Genomic DNA, 20,662 nt, shown 5'->3' on the forward strand with positions numbered 1-20,662 from the left:
TTTATTTCATTTGCGGTAAAATCCGTCGCCAATACCTGTTTGAGTTTAATTTATGCTTAACTCTAAGCTGCGCTCAAGCGTTATAACCACCACTGGGGTTTCTAATTATGTCAGATAAGTGCTACATCACAGCTCAACAACTGCTTGAAGATTCGTTCCGCGTAGCGGCACAAGTATACCAAGATGGCTTTCGTCCTGATTTTATTATTGGTATTTGGCGAGGTGGTGCACCGATCGGTATTGCTGTTCAAGAATATTACGATTACAAAGGCATTGAGACTGACCACATTGCAGTACGTACTTCGTCTTATTACGGTATTGGTAAACAATCGAAAGAAATTAAAGTACATGGTTTACATTACATAGTTGAAAACGCGAATGCAGGCGATTCATTATTAATTGTTGATGATGTATTTGATTCTGGTCGTAGTATTGTTGCATTAAAAGAAAAACTTTCAGAGCTTATGCGTTTAAACTTGCCACGTGATATTCGTATCGCATGCCCATATTACAAACCAAAAAACTCAAAAGTAGATACAGTGCCAGATTACTATATTCATGAGTCTGAAGAGTGGTTGGTGTTTCCGCATGAACTATCGGGTTTAACACCAGATGAAATTATTGCAGGTAAATCTGACCTTGCAAAAATACATGATATTTTGCTAGAAAAGTAAGATTCATAAGTAATACCAACCTGCATAAATCTTTGATCAATTTAACGAATTAAATTGCACTATAACGTCGTGAAAATTTTTTATTTAGAACAACTAGATACAAAAATTTTTGCCTAGTTCTAGCGTAATTTACTTAACGTTAAATAGACCCCATATATAAGCAGATTGGTATAAAAAGATAAAATAAATACGCCGTTCATTTTAAATGAACGGCGTATTTATTTCTGGCAATTAGCTATTAATACGAAAGTTTGCCTTTGCTCTTAGAATATTAAAGAGTTCTAAGTTAGAGTTCAGGTTTAGCTAAATCGTCAGAATCACCTAAGCCAAGAGTAAGTTCTTCAAGAAGTTGCTTAATCTCTTCTGATGACAAAATAAAGTCAGCATCTAGTTTTACAGCCATATCTTCTTTTGGGATATCCGCATTTTCTTCTTTTAATGTTTCGGAGTAACTTAAGCGCTTAATAGAGCCATCATTTTGTAGCATGAACTTAACGCGTTCTTGCCAATCTAGAGCAAGTTTGGTTACGCGTTTGCCACTTTCAAGATGTGATTTAACTTCGTCACACGACAAGTCATGACCTTTAAGCTTTACCTGTGCTCCGCTGTCATCTGCTTCTTCAAGCTCAGCGTCTGAGCCTATAGCAAAGCCTTCTGGTGTACTAAAGTTAGTTAACCAATCAGTTAAAAATACATCCAAGTCGTAGTTTGCAAATGCAGGTACTACTGGTAACGTACCAAGTGACTTACGAAGCAATGCAAGTAGCTCTTCGGCTTTATTAAAGCTGCCACTATTAACAACTACCCAGCCATTTTCTTGGTCAATAAACGCAAATTGTAAGCTCGATTTTTTAAATGCTTGAGGTAGAAGAGCATGAAGAATGTTTTCTTTTAATTCGTCTTTTTCTTTTTTCTTAACTGGACGGTTTTCTTCAGCTTCAATTAAGTCAATTTTTTCAGCGACAAGTTCATTAATAACTGATGCTGGTAGTACCTTTTCTTCACGTTTAGCGCAGACTAAAATACTTTTTTGAGAAAAATGCGATAGTGTTTCACCGTGCTTTCCAAATGCTTTTGTCCAACCAAATGTAGAAAGCTCCTGGCCTGTACATGGACGAAATAAATCTTGCTCTAATGCTTTGTCGAAATCTTCTTGCGTGTATGAAACGTCTTGTTTAAAGCGATAACATATAAGGTTACTAAACCACATAGGGGTACTGATCCATTTGAAAAATTTGCACAATCATAACAATAAAATCACTATCTCGAAATGCTTGATTTTATTCCTGCCAATTTAATTCTGATTAAAAATAGGCAGGGGTTTAGGCATGTTTTTAGGGAATTGTATATGGTAGTGCAAACCCTCACCTGGTTCGCTAATCGCTTCAATTGAACCACTTAAAGTTTGTTTTACTAAATTGAACATTATATGTGTACCAAGCCCACTACCGCCTTGATCTCGTTTTGTTGTGAAAAAAGGGTCAAACAGCTTTTTAAGTTGTTGCTCTGTAACACCGCTCCCATTATCTTTATAATCAATAGTTAAAAATGTTTCGTCGCTGGCTATTTTTATATCTATAATGCCGTTGTTTATATTTTCAAAACCATGAATTAGCGAGTTCATTATTAGGTTAGTGAAAATTTGGCTTATTGCCCCCGCAGGTAAATTTAAAACTAAGTCATCAGGACATTCTAGCTGAAGTTTATGAGATGTTTTTTTGAGCTTGGGATGAAGTGAACGGATCACCTCGTTCACGTAGTCTTTAAAATTGATCGTTCTTACTGCATCACTTGCCTGATCTACGGCTATTTGTTTAAAACTTGCAATTAGTTCTGAGGCTCTATCAAGGTTAGTTGTAAGCAAACTCGTACTTTGCTTTGCGTCATTAATGAACTCTTCAAGGGCTTTCGGCGAAAGCGTTTTTTCTTTATAGGCGGCTTCAAGCTGATTTAAGCGTTCTTGTAAAAACGAAATTGCAGTCACCCCAATTCCTATAGGGGTATTTATATCATGAGTTATCCCAGCAACGAGTCCCCCTAATGCAGCCATTTTTTCAGTGCCAAGTAAGCGCTCTTGTGCAAGACTTAATTCTTCAACATAGCGTTCTAGTTCAGTTTGTTTTGTTAGCAGCTCTTGCTCTGTACTTCTACGAAGATCAACTTCCTCAGTAAGTACAATTTTTTGTTTTTCTAATTCATATTTTTGCTGCTGTAGATCCATCATTGCTTGGCTTAAATTTGATGTTTTACGTGCTACATCTTGTTCTAATTGAATGTTATGTTGATCTAGCTTCTCATTACTAATAATGAGTTCTTTTTGTGCTTGCTCGAGCTCTAGACGGTATTGGACTACTTTATCTATTAATTTATTAAACGATTGTTCCATAACGTTAAGTTCATTATGTTCCTCCGTTTCGATTTCGATATGTTGCCCTTCAAGTTCGTCTAGTTCGAGGTTTTCTAATTGATCTGTTAGCTGAGATAAAGGGTCTGTGAGTAACTTTCTAAATGCCATTAGAAATAGAATGATTAAAAAAGTAGTTTTAATCATTGCGTTACCAATCAAAAAGTAGATTGAAACCATGATTCGACTAAAAACGACTTCACGACTAGAAAATAACGTCACATCGCCAACTTGCGTTGCTCTGCCTGAAAACTCAAAAATAAGCGGAAAAGTATAACCAAACAAACCAGACTTAGAGTCCTCTAACATGACTTCTTCTTGTACTAGCTGTTGGCTGTAAAGTTTATGTATATCGAGAGAACGGCCGAGTTGCGAAATTACTTCACCACTATCATCACGGACAATAATACCTTCAATCATAGGAATAGCTAACAGACCTTCTGCAGTTGTTATGGTTTGCTTTATATTCAGCTCCCAAATAGCGCGGGTTAGGCTTCGGCTAAAGGTTTTTGTAAAGTAGTTAGCTCGTCTCTTATATAGTCCTTAGTGTTTACATATTCGGCAATAACTTGTCCGCAAGTGACCACAAAGGTAAGCAAAAAATAGACCGATAGCACACTGGTCAGCAACTTTTTAGAAAGGCTTTGTTGTAACATAAGTGATTTATGGTTCCTTGGGTTGAGTTAAATAACTGCGGTTTATATAAAAGCTAGTCAATAAAGGCGTAAAAATAAATAAAAATTAATTTTTACTTATTAAAAAGTGTTAAAAGTCGGAAGTGTATCTCAGATATTTAACTTTCCCCCTTAGTTAAATAATGATTTCTGTTAATGTAATCAAAATTTATTTTCTGATTACATTGAGTCTTTAGCTTTATTTTACTTCGGCATGTTTGATTTTAAGCAAGGAATGCATAACCAGAGCCCGACATTTTTACTAAGCGGTTAGGTTACAAACTTTGTACCTGATTAGCTACAAAAATGAGCACGTTTAGTTATGTAAGATCAATACGCCTAGTACTATAGTTTATCGTAGGGTGAAAATTTAAGAGTAAATAATTACCATTACTTTGTTTGCTTATAAAGAGACCGTGATAAGATAAAATAAAGTTGCTATGGATAGCTGTTTTTTAACAAATTTAATTATGCTTAATACAGTAGTAAATATTATGAATTTTTCTATTTTAGTATGTGATGACTCAACCGTGGCTCGTAAGCAAGTTATTCGATGTTTGCAGCAATGTCTTGATGCAGATATTCAGCAAGCAATAAATGGCGCACAAGCTATTGAGCTATTAAATACTCATAATTTTGATTTGTTATGTTTGGATTTAACTATGCCTGAAGTTGATGGAGTTCAAGTGCTTGAGTATATCAAAGCTAATAAAATAGAGTGTTTTGTGCTCGTCATATCGGCAGATATTCAAGACAAAATGAAGTTACGAGTTACTCAATTAGGCGCTATCGACTTTATAAATAAACCAATAGATAAAACCCGCATGAATAATATTTTGCATAAATTTGGCATTCATTAGGTTTTTTTATGTTCAAAAAGGCTGTTTTATCTTTTAATTTGGGGTTGACAGCATAGCCTTTGTTAAGGCAGTCTTAACTTATGAAAATAATTAATCGCGTACTGACCATTATTATTACAACCACCATTCTTACTGGATAGTGGCATAGGTCGGTGCAACAAATTTAAAGGCCTGTGTTCACTTAGAACACAGGCCTTTTTTCGTTTTATGGGATGAGGAACATAAACAATGCGCGTTTTAAAATTTGGAGGCTCGTCGCTTGCCGACTTTACTTGCCTTCAGCAGGTAGCTCAATTAGTTAAAGCACAGCTAAAAGATGAAATGTTATTGGTGCTTTCTGCTCCAGGTGGAATGACCGATTCATTAGTTGCGTTAGCAAATGAGGCAGAGCAAGGCTTAGATTTTTCGCAGCAATGGCAAACATTAGCGAGTCGTTGTGAAGGCTTAAAAGCTGACGTTGAAAAGAGTGGCGTAGTAGTTACAAGCTGGCCAGACCTAAGGGAACTTAAAAATAAATTAGATGGCGTGTCGCTTATACAATGTTGCCCCGATCAAGTTCGCGCATTTGTAATTAGCTTTGGAGAGCGCGTTAGTGTTTCTTTAATGCAGGCTTTATTGGACTCGCAAGATGCAAGATACTTAGAAGCAACAAGCTGTATAGCTTCAACGGGTGGCTACATTGATGCAGAAGCGGATTTAGTGGCAAGTAAAGCTCGCTTTCAAGCTGTGCTTAAAGAAAACCCTGCCACTATTTATATCATGCCTGGTTTTACGGCGAGTAATGATAAAGGTGAGCTTACAACGCTTGGCCGTAATGGTTCAGATTACTCAGCAGCTATTGCTGCGGCATGTTTAGAAGCTGAGATTTGCCAAATTTGGACTGACGTTGATGGCGTATATAGCGCTGATCCTCGTTATATTAAAAAAGCCACTAAAGTAGATTTTTTATCTTATAAAGAAGCGATGGAGCTTTCTTACTTTGGTGCAAAAGTACTTCACCCTAAAACAATTTTACCGTGTGCTAAAGCAGGCGTGCCATGTGAAATTAAAAATACGCATAACCCAGACGCACAAGGCTCATTAATTGGTAATGATTATTCATCTGATGAGCCCGTAAAAGCGCTTTCGAGCTTACAAGACCTTGCAATGTTAACTGTTTCAGGCCCTGGCATGAAAGGTAAAGTAGGGATGGCGTCTAAGGTATTTAACGCGCTTGCTCACGATAATGTATCAATTGTATTGATCACGCAATCATCATGTGAATTTAGCATTAGTTTTTGTGTGCACGAAACAGACCTAGCACTTGCACTCGATGCGCTACAAACTGCATTTGAGCTTGAATTACAAGCAGGGCTTATTGAGCCTGTACAAGTGCAGCGCAATTTAGCCATTGTTACTTTAGTGGGCGATAACATGCGCGCACACCGTGGTTTAGCAGCTAAGTTTTTTGCATCGCTTGCACAAGCGCAAGTAAATATTGTGGCAATTGCACAGGATTCTACAGAAAGTGCTATTTCTGCGGTAATTGATGGTGAGTTATGTAATGACGCCGTAAAAATATGCCATGAAAACTTTTTCACGCATGTGCCGTCAATTGATGTGTTTTTACTAGGTTGTGGCTTAGTAGGGCTAGAGCTTATTAATCAGCTTGAACGTCAACAAGCTTGGCTTGAAAAGCGTAATATTAAACTCAACTTGTACGGTGTTGCTAACTCTCGTCAATTACACCTTGATAACGAAGGCATTGCTTTTAGTGATTGGCAGCAAAAATTGGCCTCATCTGAGCAAGCATTTGATTTAAAGGTAGTAGAGCAATTTGTTAAGCAAAACCACTTAGTGAATCCGGTATTAGTAGATTGTACATCTTCAGATGCACTTGCTGCGCAGTATGTAGACTTTTTAAATGCAGGCTTTCATGTAGTTGCTGCTAATAAAAAAGCGACAACAAGCTCATACACGTATTACCAAGATTTAATTGCGGCAACGCAAAAGAATAATCGGAAATTCTTATACGAAACAAACGTTGGTGCAGGCTTACCAGTAATCGATAACTTACAATCGTTATTTGGTGCTGGTGATGAATTGTTAGAGTTTAGCGGTATTTTATCAGGTTCACTTTCGTATATGTTTGGCGCACTTCAAGATGGTTTATCACTTTCTGAGGCAACCATTAAAGCCAAAGAAAGCGGCTTTACAGAGCCAGACCCTCGTGATGATTTATCGGGTACCGATGTAGCACGTAAGTTACTGATCATTGCACGCGAAGCCGGCATGAAGTTGGAGCTGAGCGATATCGAAGTTGAATCGGTATTACCAGTTGGTTTTGCACAAGGCGATAGCGTTGATGAGTTTATGGCAAAACTACCAAGCCTAGATGCTGATTTTAATGACCGCATTCAAAGCGCTGCGAGCGAAGGTAAGGTACTTCGTTATGTAGGTACAATTAAAGAAGGTCACTGTAAAGTAGGTATTGAAGCGGTAGATGAAAAACATGCGCTTAATGTAATTCGCGATGGCGAAAATGCACTTGCTATTTTAAGCCAATACTACCAGCCGCGTCCGTTTGTAATTCGTGGTTATGGTGCAGGCTCTGAAGTAACAGCAGCGGGTGTATTTGCTGATATTTTAAAAACGCTATCGCGCTAGGAGCACATTATGATTGAAGTATATGCGCCGGCGTCTATTGGTAATTTTGCAGTGGGTTTTGATGCCCTTGGCGCAGCCCTTGCGCCAATTGATGGCAGTTTATTAGGCGATGTAGCCGTTGTCAGCGCAGCACCAAGCGACGAATTTATTTGCACAGGCGAGTACGCTCATAAGTTACCAAGTGATGCGCAGGATAATTTAGCGTACCAGTGTTTAGTGCATTTTAGAGCGCATGTTGCGCCTACTATGCCAAGCGTAAAGCTCGAGCTTAAAAAGAATTTACCAATTGGATCTGGACTTGGATCTAGTGCATGCTCGGTCGTGGCTACCTTTGCTGCTCTTGATCAATTTGCACAAACTAACTTAAGTCAGGTTGAGCTTATTGAGCTTATGGCTGACTTCGAAGCTGTAGTGAGCGGTGGCCGTCATTACGACAACATCACGCCATGTTATTTAGGTGGTTTGCAATTAACAGGTGGTTTAATCCCTGATAAATCGATTGCACTGCCTGTTGATGAAAATTGGTACTACGTTGCTGCGTTCCCTGGTTTTTCACTCAACACTGCAAAAGCGCGCTCGGTTTTACCAAAAGAGTTGAGCATGCATGCAAGTGTTGAGTTTGCACAGCGTTTATCGGCATTTAGTAGCTTACTGTTAACTAATCGTTTTGACGATGCGCTGAGCATAATGAAAGATGAAATAGCAGAACCTTACCGCGCACCGCTTATTAAAGGCTTTAGTGAAGCCAAAGCAAGCTTACCAGCGCTGGGCGCTGAAATAGTGAGTATTTCGGGCGCAGGACCCACCTTGTTTAGTGTATGTAAAACACTTGAAGCTGCACAGCAATGCGCGCAGTGGTTAGAGGCAAATTACATTAACGAGCAAGGCTTTTGCCACATTTGTAAATTAGATAACGACGGCACGCGTCAATTAACAGTTTTATAGGATAGGTAGTCATGCAATTACATAATTTAAAAGATAGCTCACAAAAAGTGTCGTTCGTTGAAGCCGTAAAAACAGGTTTGGGTCGTAATCAAGGTGTGTTTTTTCCTGAAACCCTTGCCCCACTGTCCGATGTTGATGCATTGCTTGATATGGACTTTGTTACACGCAGTGGCAAAATATTATCTCACCTAATTGGTGATGAGCTACCAAGCGACACTGTGGCACAAATGGTTAAAAATGCATTTAATTTTCCAGTTAAGCTGGTGGAAGTTGAAGAGAATACATACTGCTTAGAGTTGTTTCATGGTCCTACGCTTGCGTTTAAAGACTTTGGTGGTCGCTTTATGGCAGAGTGTTTGGCGCAATTTAATAAAGATGAAAAAGTAACTATTTTAACCGCAACATCGGGCGATACTGGTGCAGCCGTTGCACATGCTTTTTATAACAAGCCAAATATTGATGTTGTAATTTTATATCCTAAAGGCAAAATTTCACTTGCTCAGCAAAAGCTATTTACTACGCTAGGTAACAATATTCATTGTTATGCAGTTGAGGGCAGCTTTGATGATTGCCAAGAGTTAGTTAAAAATGCCTTTTTAGATGAAGAAGTTAAATCAACACTTGGGCTTAATTCTGCTAATTCAATTAATATTAGCCGTTTAGTTGCTCAGGTTTGTTATTACTTTGAGGCCATTGCACAACTACCAAAAGAAAAACGCGCAACAGCGCATATATCAGTGCCAAGTGGCAACTTTGGTAATGTATGTGCTGCAATGATTGGTGCGGTTATTGGCTTACCTGTAGGTAAATTAAGTGCAACAACCAACCAAAATGATACTGTGCCGCGCTTTATGCTTGATAAAACGTGGACGCCAAGCGCAACACTTGAGTCGCTTTCAAATGCAATGGATGTAAGTAAGCCAAACAACTGGCCACGTGTGCAAACAATGTTAGATAATAACTGGTTTAGCTACGATAACTTTTATTCAACTAGCGTAAACGAGCAAGACACGCAATCGGTGATGAAAAAAATTCAACAAACGGGTTATGTTGCAGAGCCTCACACTGCTATTGCGTACCAAGGTCTTGTTGAAAATCGAGCGCCTGGTGCAGCGGGTATCTTTTTAGCGACCGCTCACCCTGCTAAGTTTAAAGAAAGCGTGGAGGATATTTTAAATATTGAATTGGATATGCCAAAACCACTTAGCGATGCATTAGCAAAACCATGTCTAGCAAGCGATATAAACGCCGATTACGACGCATTACGTACAGAAATACTTGCAAAGCTAGGATAATAAAAAATAACAATTAAAGCGGCTATGGCCGCTTTTTTTATAAATTATAATTCAAAAAAGAGAGGCTTTCATTAGCTAATTAAATGTGAAAAATGAAATGCATTTAAAATAGTTATGTACTTATTAAAAAATATCATCTTAAAAAGTCTGTGAAATAGTTTCAATCCCTGTTTAAATATCCTCAACTTAAGAGCGTAGGCAAAGAGTCGTTTAAAGCGTACAATAAAGCCTCTAAAAAACACCATACACGTTGCCCTAGGAGACCCCAATGTTAGAACGTAGCATGAATATTTCGGATTTTGATCCAGAGTTATTTGACGCAATCACTAAAGAAACTGCTCGCCAAGAAGAGCACATTGAACTAATTGCATCTGAAAACTACTGTAGCCCACGTGTACTAGAAGCACAGGGTTCACAGCTTACTAACAAATACGCAGAAGGTTACCCAGGCAAACGTTATTATGGCGGTTGTGAGCATGTAGATGTTGTTGAGCAATTAGCAATTGACCGTGCTAACGAATTATTTGGTTCTGACTACGCAAACGTACAGCCACATGCCGGTTCGCAAGCAAATGCTGCTGTTTTTCTAGCGCTATTAGAAGCAGGCGACACTGTACTTGGTATGAGCTTAGCTCATGGTGGTCACTTAACTCACGGTTCTCACGTAAGCTTCTCTGGTAAGCTTTACAATGCAATACAATACGGACTAGATGAAGCAACGGGCGAAATTGATTACGCACAAGTTGAAGCACTAGCACTTGAGCACAAACCAAAAATGATTATTGGTGGTTTCTCAGCGTACTCAGGTATTGTTGATTGGGCTAAATTCCGTGAAATTGCTGACAAAGTAGGTGCTTACCTGTTTGTTGATATGGCTCACGTTGCAGGTTTAATTGCGGCAGGGGTTTACCCAAGCCCAGTTCCTCATGCACATGTTGTAACTACAACTACGCATAAAACACTTGCTGGTCCTCGTGGTGGTTTAATTATTTCTGCATGTGGCGACGAAGCAATCTATAAAAAGCTTAACAGCGCAGTTTTCCCTGGTGGCCAAGGTGGCCCTTTATGTCACGTTATTGCAGCAAAAGCAGTGGCATTTAAAGAAGCGCTTCAACCAGAATTTAAAGTATACCAAACACAAGTTGTTAAAAACGCAAAAGCAATGGTTGCTGTAATGCAAGAGCGCGGCTACAAAATCGTATCTGACAAAACTGAAAACCACTTATTCCTACTCGATTTGATCGATAAAGATATTACTGGTAAAGATGCAGACGCAGCCCTTGGTAACGCTAACATCACAGTTAATAAAAACTCAGTGCCAAACGATCCACGTTCTCCATTTGTAACATCTGGTTTGCGTATTGGTTCTCCTGCAATCACTCGTCGTGGTTTCAAAGAAGAAGAATCAAAAGAGCTTGCTGGCTGGATTTGTGACGTACTAGATAACATCACTGATGAATCTGTACAGGTGCAAGTTAAAGAAAAAGTTAAAGCAATTTGTGCAAAATTACCTGTTTACGCTTAATTGCATAAGCAGCAGTAATTTAGAGCACATAGGCTAGGGGCCTGTTTATCTTTCGAGGTTTAATTTGCAGTAGTATGTTTGGTTTTTAGGCAAGGCAGAGTCTATGTAGTGTGGTTACTCCACACAAATAGGCGATAACGCAGCATAAATGGCAAACATGCACTGCCCTCGGGTTCGTCCTAGGGGCGATTTACTCTTTGTTGCTCGGTTTTTACTTAGCCCACTAGGTTACAAACCTCGCGCCGCGATTAAATCGCCCCTAGATAGAACAAATTTAATCCTGAAAGGTCAACAGGCCCTATTTTTTTGCTAAGATAAAAGACCGCTATTTAGCGGTCTTTTTTGTTTTAAAACGGAAGTACCGAGCTATGCATTGTCCATTTTGTACCGCAAAAGATACTAAAGTTATTGACTCACGCCTTGTTGGCGGCGGCCATCAAGTTCGCAGGCGTCGTGAGTGTAACGACTGCCACGAGCGCTTTACTACATTTGAAGGCGCTGAACTGGTTATGCCTCGTGTTATTAAACAAGACGGTAGCCGCGAACCATTTAACGAAGATAAATTATTAAATGGCTTAAATCGCGCACTCGAAAAACGCCCAGTGAGCACAGAGCAAGTAGACGAAGTAGTGAATATAATAAAATCGCAGTTGCGTGCTACAGGCGAGCGAGAAATTTCAAGCCATTTGGTGGGTGAATGCATTATGGAAGCCCTCAAAAAGCTCGATAAAGTAGCTTACGTAAGATTTGCCTCTGTTTATCGTTCGTTTGAAGACATACGCGAATTTGGCGAAGAAATTGCCCGTTTAGGGGAGTAATACCAATTTTATTAAAAACATGATCATTCTATCGCATTAAATAGCGCACTCACTGCGTTAAAAATTATTTATATAGAATAACTATATGTCATAATTTTCGCCTTGTTATTACGCTATTTTCTTAGCGCTATAATAGAACACTTATTTAACGCAATTGGTATAACAATGCAAAGCCAAACTACTTTTACTGAACATGACGAAATGTATATGGCACGTGCCATAGAACTTGCCAAAAAAGGCCGGTTTACTACCACGCCTAACCCTAATGTTGGCTGTGTATTAGTTAAAAATAATCAAATAATTGGTGAGGGTTTTCATCAATTAGCAGGTCAAGGTCATGCTGAAGTAAATGCACTGGCAATCGCTGGAAAAAATGCACAAGGTGCAACGGCTTATGTAACGCTTGAACCGTGTAGTCATTATGGGCGTACGCCACCGTGCGCTGAAGGCTTAAAAAAGGCGGGCGTAGTAAAAGTAATTGCCGCTATGGTTGATACAAACCCACAAGTTGCAGGCAAAGGCCTTAAAATATTGAGCGACGCCGGTATTGACGTTGCTTATGGGTTACTTGAATCACAAGCGCGGGCACTTAACGTTGGCTTTTTTAAGCGTATGGAACAAGGCTTACCTTATGTGACCTGTAAAATGGCAGCAAGTATTGATGGTAAAACAGCGCTTAAAAATGGGCAAAGTAAGTGGATCACAAGTCCTGCTGCTCGACAAGACGTACAATTATACCGAGCGAAAAGCTGCGCTATTTTAACCGGTGCCGATACCGTGTTAGTCGATGATGCTAAACTTAATGTGCGACTAAGTGAGCTGCCTTGCACACTGCCTACTGATTTGCCGCTTCGCCAGCCCGTGCGTGTTATAATTGACTCTCAAAACCGTTTAACACCTGACCTTGCTTTATTTGAAATCCAAAGTGATGTAATTATATTTACCATTAAGGTTGATAAATCATTGCAATGGCCGCATTTTGTAAAGCATATTGAAGTCAGTGAAAGTAACGGTAAAGTTGATTTACAAGCCGTTTTAGAAAAACTTGGGCAACTGCAGTTTAATAATGTTTGGCTTGAAGCTGGCGCAACACTTGCTGGTAAAATGACAGAGCTTAATTTAGTTGACGAGTTTGTTTTTTATTTAGCGCCTAAACTAATGGGCCATGATGCAAAAAGTTTAGTTAATTTTCCTGAATTGACGAGTATGCAAAACACCGTTGATTTAACATTTAATGAATGTGCGCGCATTGGTGACGACTTACGTATCACCGCGTTAAAAACTCATTAAAATCACTTAATAAAAAGAGTAGCGCTATGTTTACTGGGATAATAGAAGCCACAGGCAAAATTGCTTTATTACAAAAAAACAAGGCGACTTAGCCATTCGTATCCAAAGTGCTGACCTTGATATGAAAGACGTAAAGCTAGGCGACAGCATTGCAACCAATGGCGTTTGCTTAACCGTAGTTGATAAACATATTGACGGTTTTAGTGCTGATTTATCTAACGAGACGATTGGTTTAACCGGTTTTGCTCACTATGCTTTAGGGCAAACGGTGAATCTTGAAAAAGCCATGCAACCTGTTTCGCGTTTAGGCGGTCATTTAGTATCTGGCCATGTTGATGGCATAGCAACGATTACAAGCATTACAGCAAACGCTCGAGCAACAGAGTATTGGCTTACAACCGAAGAAAATTTAATGAAATACATTCCTTACAAAGGTTCGGTATGTATTGATGGTATAAGCCTGACAGTAAACGCTGTAGAAGGTAATAAATTCAAATTAACAATTGTCCCACATACGAGTGAGCAAACCACAATTGCTCATTTTAAAGTAGGCACTCAAGTTAATTTAGAAGTCGATCAAATTGCACGTTATTTAGAGCGCCTTATAAAAGGTGCAGAGCAACCAACGGGCTCTGATATTTCGATGAGCTTACTCGCTAAAGCGGGTTTTATTAAATAACGAAACTGATAACTTACACGAGCAAATTTATGAATTTACACAGCGCACAAGAAATCATCGACGATATTAAAGCCGGTAAAATGGTTATTTTAATGGATGATGAAGATAGAGAAAATGAAGGCGATTTAATAATAGCTGCTGAGCATATTAGCGCAGAAGCGATTAATTTCATGGCTACCCATGGCCGTGGTTTAATTTGTTTAACCATGACGCAAGAGCGTTGCGAGCAACTTGATTTACCGTTAATGGTTAAAAACAATGGTGCAGCATTTTCGACTAACTTTACAATGTCGATAGAAGCATCTAAAGGTGTTACAACCGGTATTTCAGCAGCAGATAGAGCGCGCACAGTGCAAGCGGCTATAGCTAAAGGTGCAATACCAAGTGATATTGTGCAGCCGGGGCATATTTTTCCTATTATGGCACAACCTGGTGGCGTATTAACTCGCGCAGGACACACCGAAGCTGGCTGTGATTTAGCGCGTTTGGCTGGGCTTGAAGCATCATCTGTTATTGTTGAAATACTTAATGCTGATGGCACCATGGCGCGTCGCCCTGATTTAGAAGTCTTTGCGAAAGAGCACGGTATTAAAATTGGCACCATTGCTGATTTAATCGAATACCGCAACTTAAACGAAACAACAATTGAGCAAGTAGCAAAATGTAAGTTACCAACAGAGCATGGTGAGTTTGATTTGGTGACTTACAAAGACACAATTGACGGCCAATTACATTACGTATTGCTCAAAGGCGATATAAAAGATCAAGAGCCGACAAATGTACGTGTACATTTACAAAGTACCTTTAACGATATTCTACTTTCAGACAGAAGTGCTGACCGTAGCTGGGGTCTTTCTGAAGCAATGGCCTATATTGCTAAAAATGAAGGTGCTTTAGTTATTTTAGGTAAGCAAGAAAGCACTGAAGAATTAGAAGCAACAGTAAAAGCATTCGCGGCAGCTGATGCTGGCGAAAGCGTTACACCACGTAAATTCAAAGGTACATCTCGTACTGTTGGCGTAGGCTCGCAAATACTTGCCGATCTTGGAATTAAACAAATGCGATTAATGAGTCGTCCTAAAAAGTACCATGCACTTTCGGGCTTTCATTTAGAAGTTGTTGATTACATTGAGCCACAATAAGCATCACGCTTAAACTAGGCTATTATTTTATTTTTATGGTATGATGCGCAGCAATTTTTGCGCAATCGCAACCGCTTGAACTTATTTTTAGGGTTATCAAATGAAAATTATTGAAGGTAATAAGTACGCTCCAGGCAAAAAGTTTGCCATTGTCATTTCTCGTTTTAATGACTTTATTGGTAGCAGCCTCCTTGCAGGTGCTGTTGATGAGCTAAAACGCACTGGTGGCGTATCTGATGACGACATTACCGTTATTTATGTACCAGGCGCGGTAGAATTACCTTTAGCGGCTAAACGCGTTGCAGCAAAAAAAGAGTATGATGCAATCATCGCATTAGGCGTAGTGATCAGAGGTGGTACACCACACTTTGACCTAGTTGCTGGCGAATCAAACAAAGGTCTTGCGCAAGTATCACTTGAGTATGATATCCCGGTTGCATTTGGCGTATTAACCACAGAAAGCATTGAACAAGCAATTGAGCGTGCTGGCACCAAAATGGGCAATAAAGGCGGCGAAGCTGCTTTAGGCGCGCTTGAAATGGTTAATGTGTTAGATAAAATTTAAGTTTAAGGAATTTTTGTGAAACCAGCAGCAAGACGTAAAGCACGTATCTTAGCACTCCAAGCCGTTTATTCTTGGCAAATAAGTGGCAATCTAATTGCCGATATCGAACAACAAATGTTGATCGAAACAGACGTTACTAAAATTGATGTTGAATACTTTAAAGATTTAGCGACGGGTGTTGCTGTAAATTACAAGCAACTAGACGAAGCTGTATCACCACATTTAACACGTCCGTTTGATGACTTAGATATGGTTGAGCGTGCAATTTTACGTTTAAGCAGCTATGAGCTTAAGTTCCGTGAAGACGTACCTTATAAAGTTGCTATTAACGAAGGTATTGAGCTTGCCAAAATTTTTGGCGCTGAAGATAGCCATAAATTTGTAAACGGTGTACTTGATAAAGCTGTTAAGCATTTACGCAAGTAATAACAATTCACTCTGAATTTTAAATTTCAGATTGATTGGTTAAACAACCGTTAAAAGGAGAGCCGGCATAGGTCGGCTTTTTTGTGTATGAAGGAATTTGAATTAATTAATCGCTACTTTAAAGGTCGCGGTATCACTCGTCGTGATGTAAACCTAGGAATAGGGGATGATTGCGCATTGGTCTCTGTTCCACAAAATTGCCAACTTGCCGTTACAACAGATACTCTTGTTGCTGGCGTGCACTTTTTTGATGATATTTCCCCTCGTGCACTCGGTCATAGAGCACTCGCTGTGAATTTAAGTGATTTAGCTGCAATGGGCGCTGAACCAACATGGGTTTCGGTTGCACTCACATTGCCAAGTATAGATCCGCAGTGGATTGAAGAATTTACTGAAGGCATGCATGAAATTGCAGAATACTTTAATGTACAAATTATTGGTGGCGATACGACTCAAGGGCCATTAACTATTACTATTTGTGCAAAAGGAACGGTACCTGAGGGGAAAGCTCTGCGCAGAAGTGGTGCTAAAGTGGGGGATTGGATTTATGTTACAGGTCCTTTAGGGGATGCAGGTTTAGCTATTGAATCGCGCAAGCAAGGTTTTAAAATAGAGCCTGAACATTTAAAATATGTTAATAAACGTTTCGATTATCCAACACCTCGCGTAGCAGCTGGCCAAGTTTTACGCGGACTTGCATCATCGGCTATTGATGTATCTGACGGTCTTATTGCTGATTTAGGCCATATTCTAGATATGTCGCAAGTAAGTGCTGTTATTAATGTTGAAAGTATTCCTACATCAGATGCGATGAAATCGAGCCTTGATTTTGATCAGCAATTACCGTTTATTCTTAGCTACGGCGATGACTACGAATTGTTATTTACTGTTCCTGATAGTAATAAAGGGATGTTGGATTTAAAACTACGTCAATATGGTGTAGATGCCGTATGTATAGGACAAGTTAAAAGTGGTGATGGCCAAATTGAGCTTTTATACAATGGTGAAGAGTTTAATTTTGAGCAGCATGGCTTTGAGCATTTTGCAAAGGAGCAGGTTTGAATAATAACCGCAAGTTTAATTTAAAGCGTCCGCACCAATTTTTTGGTTTAGGGTTTGGCACAGGCCTTGCGCCTACAGCGCCTGGTACATTTGGTACTTTTGCTGCACTGCCATTTATTTTTATGACAATGTACTATCCATTATGGTTACAAATTGTGTTTGCTGTAGTGATCAGTATATTTGGTATTTGGGCATGTGGTAAAACGGCTGATGATTTAGGCGTGCACGACCATCCTGCAATTGTATGGGATGAAGTGGCTGGCTATTACATTACCATGATTGGCGCAGCGCTTAGCTGGCAGAGTTTATTAGTTGGCTTTTTGTTATTTCGCTTTTTTGATATAGCAAAACCAGGCCCAATACGTATGCTAGATAAACGAGTACATGGCGGTTTAGGTATTATGGCTGATGATATATTGGCTGGTATTTTTTCGCTTATTTGTTTGCAAGCGTTAATAAAAGTGGGTTTACTACCCTTTTAATTTTTATATTTGAATTGTTTAACTAGGTGGCAGCAATATGATGCGATTTTTACTGGTTTGTGTACTGATGTTGTGCGCGACGCCAAGCTGGGCCTCAATTACTGATTATGTCGTTAAGCAATGGAATATAAAAGACGGTTTGCCGTCACAATCACTCAAAAGTGTAGTGCAAGATCAGCAAGGTTATATGTGGCTGGGTACTCAGTTTGGGTTAAGCCGTTTTGATGGAACAACATTTACTAACTATAGTACCCAAAATAGTTATTTTTTACCAAGTAATGGTATTAATAAACTTTTAATCGATTCGAACGGGTTATTGTGGATAGGTACTAAAAGCGGATTAGTTGTAATTAACCCGGCAACATTTGCAGCACAAGAATTTAATATTAAAGGCCCTGTAAGGGATATTTTAGAAGATGCTAAAGGCAGTATCTGGATTGCAGCAAATGGTTTGTATTATGTTGATAGAGGGCAAGTTGATTTACGCACTGAAGTAAATGGGCCTCTACCTATTGTTAATGCTACCGTAATTACCCAAATTGTTGGCTCTGTTAGCCAAATGGCACTTTCTCCGGAAGGTATTTGGCTGGTTAATGACCGTCATTTATTACGCCTTACTAAAAACGCCTCCGATTTTTCTAAATTACGTTTAGAGCTCACTGCAAAAATATCGCTACCAGAGCGTTTAGCGCAAACTATTGTGCATGATTTATCATTTTTGAACGGCAATTTATACTTGGCTTCAGAACTAGGTGCATATTTTCTAGATTTAGATGATGAACTAAGGCCATTTCCTTTACCCAATGCTAATAATTCAGCTGTTTATAAGTTTATGAGTGATACCAATGGTGGATTATGGGTTTCAACTTACGGGCGTTTATTATTTAGAGATAAGTCAGGCGAATGGCAATGGGTTGAGCCAAGCCAACTAGATCAAAGTATTTGGTTTGCAGATATTTTTCGTGATGATAAAAATAATGTATGGCTAGCAAGCTTTAGTGAAGGCTTATGGCTTGCGCATGAAGGGCGGGTTGAACGACATTCAGCTGTATCTGAGATGACTGAGGCCGTTATGGCAATAAGCCAAGCACCTGATGGTAAATTATGGGTCGCTAACAAAAGTGGTATTGGTTACTTTGATTTAAGTAAAAGCTTTATAAATCTGATCCCTAGTAGTAAATACAGTCGATCGTCAGTCCATGACTTACAGTTTGATGGTGAGCGACTCTATATAGCTACAGGAAGAGGTTTATTTGTTTATGAGAATAATACACTTTATACCGTTCCAGGGCGTGCGCTACGTGATAACCCTGTATTTGCTATAAGCCGTTCAAGCAAAGGTGGTTTTTGGATTGGCACTGGACGGGGGTTATATCGTCTTGGTTATGCGGGACTAACGCCGTTTGCGTATAATGCATTTTTAGGTAGTAAGTTTATTACTTACGTATTGGATAAAACTAATTTTGGAGTGATAGGTACAAGTAAAGGCGCCTATTACTTTACCGAGCGTGGCATTGAAAAAATTGGTGATCAAACGTCTTTAGAAAGTGCTTATGTAACAAGTGTACTGCATATTGATGGTGTAGGTATTTTAATTGGTTCTCTTAACGACGGGCTTTTTTATAGAAGTACCCAAGGGCAATGGCGTCAACTTGATGCGGCTAATGGTCTACCATATGGATCAATTTTTAGCCTCGAATATGATGAAAAGCTAAAACATGTTTGGGTTAGCACCATGAAAGGCGTTTATAGGATGCCTGTAGATCAATTCAAAGCAGATATTAAAAGCTTAAAAGTAGAGGAAGTTATTTCTTCATTTGATCGTCAACTCGATGGTAAAGCTAATCAGTGTTGTAGTGGGTTAGGCCATGACGCAGTTGCTAATATTGGCAGTTCAATTTGGTATCCTAGTTTGCAAGGGATTGTAGAGATCCCTAAAAACGTAGAGCTATTTGGCGTGTTGTCATTGAAGCCAAAAGTAGAAACAATTACCACACCATTGCGTAATTTAACAACTGCAGCCTTAGGTCAAAAACCATCATTAGAAACTGATGAGCGAGATATAACGCTTACCTACACGGCTATAGATTATTATGCACCAAACAGCATTGAATTTAGGTATAAGCTAAGTGGCTTAGATAGCGATTGGCGTTATGCAAATACACGTAGAGAAGCTATTTATACTAACTTACCGGCAGGGTCGTTTTTATTTCAGCTTGAAGCAAAGCGACAAGGTGAAGATTGGAGTAAAGCACAAGAAGCTGAATACGGCTTTATTGTGCCAGAGCGCTTTGATGAAACTATTTATTTTAGATTGTTGATCACCAGTGGCTTCATTTTGTTTTTTTACTTGGTTTTTGGGTATTTAGAGCACAAGAGCGCAGAAAGCAAGAAGCACTCGAGGGATTGATCACCGAACGTACATTAGAGTTACGTCAAGCTAATGATAAGCTTAATCAAGTGAATTCACAGCTCAAGCTAGTAAGTCATTCAGACGAGCTTACGGGGCTTCGTAGTCGTCGATTTTTGTTCGATCAATTGCCTAAAGATATCGAACACTTTCAACGTAATTCTCAATCGCTGCAAGCTCAGGGTAAGTCACTTGTTTTACTAATAATCAACTTTGATAACTTTAGTCGAATTAACGATGCATATGGCCCAATAGCGGGTGATAGCTGTTTGCAGCAAATGGCAGCATTACTTAACTCTCGCACACAAGGATCCGACTACGTAGCGCGTTGGAGTGGCGATGAATTTTTACTCCTACTGCGTGATTTTAAATGTAATAAAATAGATAGCTATGCTTCGGAGCTGTGCCAAGCTGTTGCAGAGTATTCATTCCAGCTTCCGAATGGAAAAAGTACTAATATTATGGCGTCAATTGGTTGGTCTTTCTACCCGTTACCACTTTTAGGTGGGCAAGTCATCAGTTGGGAGACATCTATTAACTTAGCTGATATTGCACTGCACCAAGTTAAAAAGCGTGGTGGCGATGGTGTTGCAAACATTACGTTTGATGATCAGCTTGATGCATTTGAGTTTGAGCAAAATTCTAACGTTGACCAACAATTAGGTATTTTACAAAGTAATGGCCTAGCTGATATTAAAGTGTGGATGCGCTGATCAGCTGATGGGTAATATTTGACATTAAAAAAGGAGCCTAGGCTCCTTTTTT

The 20,662-nt window shown here is 39.3% G+C and carries 14 protein-coding genes and 3 pseudogenes; 15 read left to right on the forward strand and 2 right to left on the reverse strand.

The features are described 5' to 3' along the window. Window positions 1–107: 107 nt before the first annotated feature. Window positions 108–674, forward strand: a complete 567-nt coding sequence (locus P4S65_RS07885; protein WP_007377478.1) for a phosphoribosyltransferase — start codon at window positions 108–110, stop codon at window positions 672–674. 286 nt (window positions 675–960) lie between these two features. Here the strand turns inward: P4S65_RS07885 and rdgC are convergent, their stop codons facing one another. After that, entirely contained in the window at window positions 961–1,884 is a 924-nt protein-coding gene (gene rdgC, locus P4S65_RS07890) for a recombination-associated protein RdgC (protein WP_007377477.1), read from the reverse strand. Window positions 1,885–1,968: 84 nt separating this feature from the next. Next, a pseudogene (locus P4S65_RS07895) lies at window positions 1,969–3,734 on the reverse strand (ATP-binding protein). 512 nt (window positions 3,735–4,246) lie between these two features. Between P4S65_RS07895 and P4S65_RS07900 the strand changes: the two are divergent. The 14 genes and pseudogenes from P4S65_RS07900 (at window position 4,247) to P4S65_RS07965 (ending at window position 20,610) form a co-directional block, all read left to right on the forward strand. Continuing rightward, the gene (locus tag P4S65_RS07900) at window positions 4,247–4,612 is read left to right on the forward strand and encodes a response regulator (protein ID WP_188085272.1); all 366 of its coding nucleotides are present in this window, start codon (window positions 4,247–4,249) and stop codon (window positions 4,610–4,612) included. A gap of 228 nt (window positions 4,613–4,840) precedes the next feature. Next, complete coding sequence (thrA, locus tag P4S65_RS07905) at window positions 4,841–7,258, forward strand: bifunctional aspartate kinase/homoserine dehydrogenase I (protein WP_337119908.1); 2,418 nt, start codon at window positions 4,841–4,843, stop codon at window positions 7,256–7,258. A gap of 9 nt (window positions 7,259–7,267) precedes the next feature. Continuing rightward, the gene (gene thrB, locus P4S65_RS07910) at window positions 7,268–8,203 is read left to right on the forward strand and encodes a homoserine kinase (protein ID WP_096792558.1); all 936 of its coding nucleotides are present in this window, start codon (window positions 7,268–7,270) and stop codon (window positions 8,201–8,203) included. Between the two features lie 11 nt (window positions 8,204–8,214). Beyond that, window positions 8,215–9,498 carry a threonine synthase gene (gene thrC / locus P4S65_RS07915; RefSeq protein ID WP_096792559.1) on the forward strand — a complete coding sequence of 428 codons (1,284 nt, stop codon included), beginning with the start codon at window positions 8,215–8,217 and terminating at the stop codon, window positions 9,496–9,498. 268 nt (window positions 9,499–9,766) lie between these two features. After that, the gene (gene glyA / locus P4S65_RS07920) at window positions 9,767–11,023 is read left to right on the forward strand and encodes a serine hydroxymethyltransferase (protein WP_007377471.1); all 1,257 of its coding nucleotides are present in this window, start codon (window positions 9,767–9,769) and stop codon (window positions 11,021–11,023) included. 368 nt (window positions 11,024–11,391) lie between these two features. Next, window positions 11,392–11,841: a transcriptional regulator NrdR gene (gene nrdR, locus P4S65_RS07925; protein ID WP_002961761.1), complete on the forward strand. Its 450-nt coding sequence runs from the start codon at window positions 11,392–11,394 to the stop codon at window positions 11,839–11,841. 165 nt (window positions 11,842–12,006) lie between these two features. Next, window positions 12,007–13,131, forward strand: a complete 1,125-nt coding sequence (gene ribD / locus P4S65_RS07930; protein ID WP_033032242.1) for a bifunctional diaminohydroxyphosphoribosylaminopyrimidine deaminase/5-amino-6-(5-phosphoribosylamino)uracil reductase RibD — start codon at window positions 12,007–12,009, stop codon at window positions 13,129–13,131. 26 nt (window positions 13,132–13,157) lie between these two features. After that, a pseudogene (locus P4S65_RS07935) lies at window positions 13,158–13,810 on the forward strand (riboflavin synthase). 29 nt (window positions 13,811–13,839) lie between these two features. After that, complete coding sequence (gene ribBA / locus P4S65_RS07940) at window positions 13,840–14,952, forward strand: bifunctional 3,4-dihydroxy-2-butanone-4-phosphate synthase/GTP cyclohydrolase II (protein ID WP_306724760.1); 1,113 nt, start codon at window positions 13,840–13,842, stop codon at window positions 14,950–14,952. 100 nt (window positions 14,953–15,052) lie between these two features. Then, entirely contained in the window at window positions 15,053–15,517 is a 465-nt protein-coding gene (gene ribH, locus P4S65_RS07945; RefSeq protein WP_002961753.1) for a 6,7-dimethyl-8-ribityllumazine synthase, read from the forward strand. A 15-nt stretch (window positions 15,518–15,532) separates the two neighbouring features. Continuing rightward, window positions 15,533–15,943: a transcription antitermination factor NusB gene (gene nusB / locus P4S65_RS07950; RefSeq protein ID WP_002961751.1), complete on the forward strand. Its 411-nt coding sequence runs from the start codon at window positions 15,533–15,535 to the stop codon at window positions 15,941–15,943. Window positions 15,944–16,030: 87 nt separating this feature from the next. Then, on the forward strand, window positions 16,031–17,005 hold the full coding sequence (gene thiL, locus P4S65_RS07955) for a thiamine-phosphate kinase (protein WP_008137965.1): 975 nt from the start codon (window positions 16,031–16,033) through the stop codon (window positions 17,003–17,005). Continuing rightward, the gene (locus P4S65_RS07960; RefSeq protein WP_096792561.1) at window positions 17,002–17,487 is read left to right on the forward strand and encodes a phosphatidylglycerophosphatase A family protein; all 486 of its coding nucleotides are present in this window, start codon (window positions 17,002–17,004) and stop codon (window positions 17,485–17,487) included. Before thiL ends, P4S65_RS07960 begins: the two co-directional genes overlap by 4 nt. Window positions 17,488–17,524: 37 nt before the next feature. Then, window positions 17,525–20,610 (forward strand): annotated as a pseudogene (locus tag P4S65_RS07965) (diguanylate cyclase domain-containing protein). Window positions 20,611–20,662 lie beyond the last annotated feature (52 nt).

The sequence above is a fragment of the Pseudoalteromonas sp. B131b genome, assembly GCF_037162545.1.
Classification (GTDB): domain Bacteria; phylum Pseudomonadota; class Gammaproteobacteria; order Enterobacterales; family Alteromonadaceae; genus Pseudoalteromonas; species Pseudoalteromonas fuliginea.

Excerpts from the sequence above, each read along its gene's own strand:
- ribH (WP_002961753.1), top strand. The coding sequence starts at position 15,053 with ATGAAAATTATTGAAGGTAATAAGTACGCTCCAGGCAAAAAGTTTGCC.
- glyA (WP_007377471.1), top strand. The coding sequence starts at position 9,767 with ATGTTAGAACGTAGCATGAATATTTCGGATTTTGATCCAGAGTTATTT.
- nrdR (WP_002961761.1), top strand. The coding sequence starts at position 11,392 with ATGCATTGTCCATTTTGTACCGCAAAAGATACTAAAGTTATTGACTCA.
- thiL (WP_008137965.1), top strand. The coding sequence starts at position 16,031 with ATGAAGGAATTTGAATTAATTAATCGCTACTTTAAAGGTCGCGGTATC.
- thrB (WP_096792558.1), top strand. The coding sequence starts at position 7,268 with ATGATTGAAGTATATGCGCCGGCGTCTATTGGTAATTTTGCAGTGGGT.
- ribD (WP_033032242.1), top strand. The coding sequence starts at position 12,007 with ATGCAAAGCCAAACTACTTTTACTGAACATGACGAAATGTATATGGCA.
- ribBA (WP_306724760.1), top strand. The coding sequence starts at position 13,840 with ATGAATTTACACAGCGCACAAGAAATCATCGACGATATTAAAGCCGGT.
- rdgC (WP_007377477.1), bottom strand. The coding sequence starts at position 1,884 with ATGTGGTTTAGTAACCTTATATGTTATCGCTTTAAACAAGACGTTTCA.
- P4S65_RS07885 (WP_007377478.1), top strand. The coding sequence starts at position 108 with ATGTCAGATAAGTGCTACATCACAGCTCAACAACTGCTTGAAGATTCG.
- P4S65_RS07900 (WP_188085272.1), top strand. The coding sequence starts at position 4,247 with ATGAATTTTTCTATTTTAGTATGTGATGACTCAACCGTGGCTCGTAAG.
- thrA (WP_337119908.1), top strand. The coding sequence starts at position 4,841 with ATGCGCGTTTTAAAATTTGGAGGCTCGTCGCTTGCCGACTTTACTTGC.
- thrC (WP_096792559.1), top strand. The coding sequence starts at position 8,215 with ATGCAATTACATAATTTAAAAGATAGCTCACAAAAAGTGTCGTTCGTT.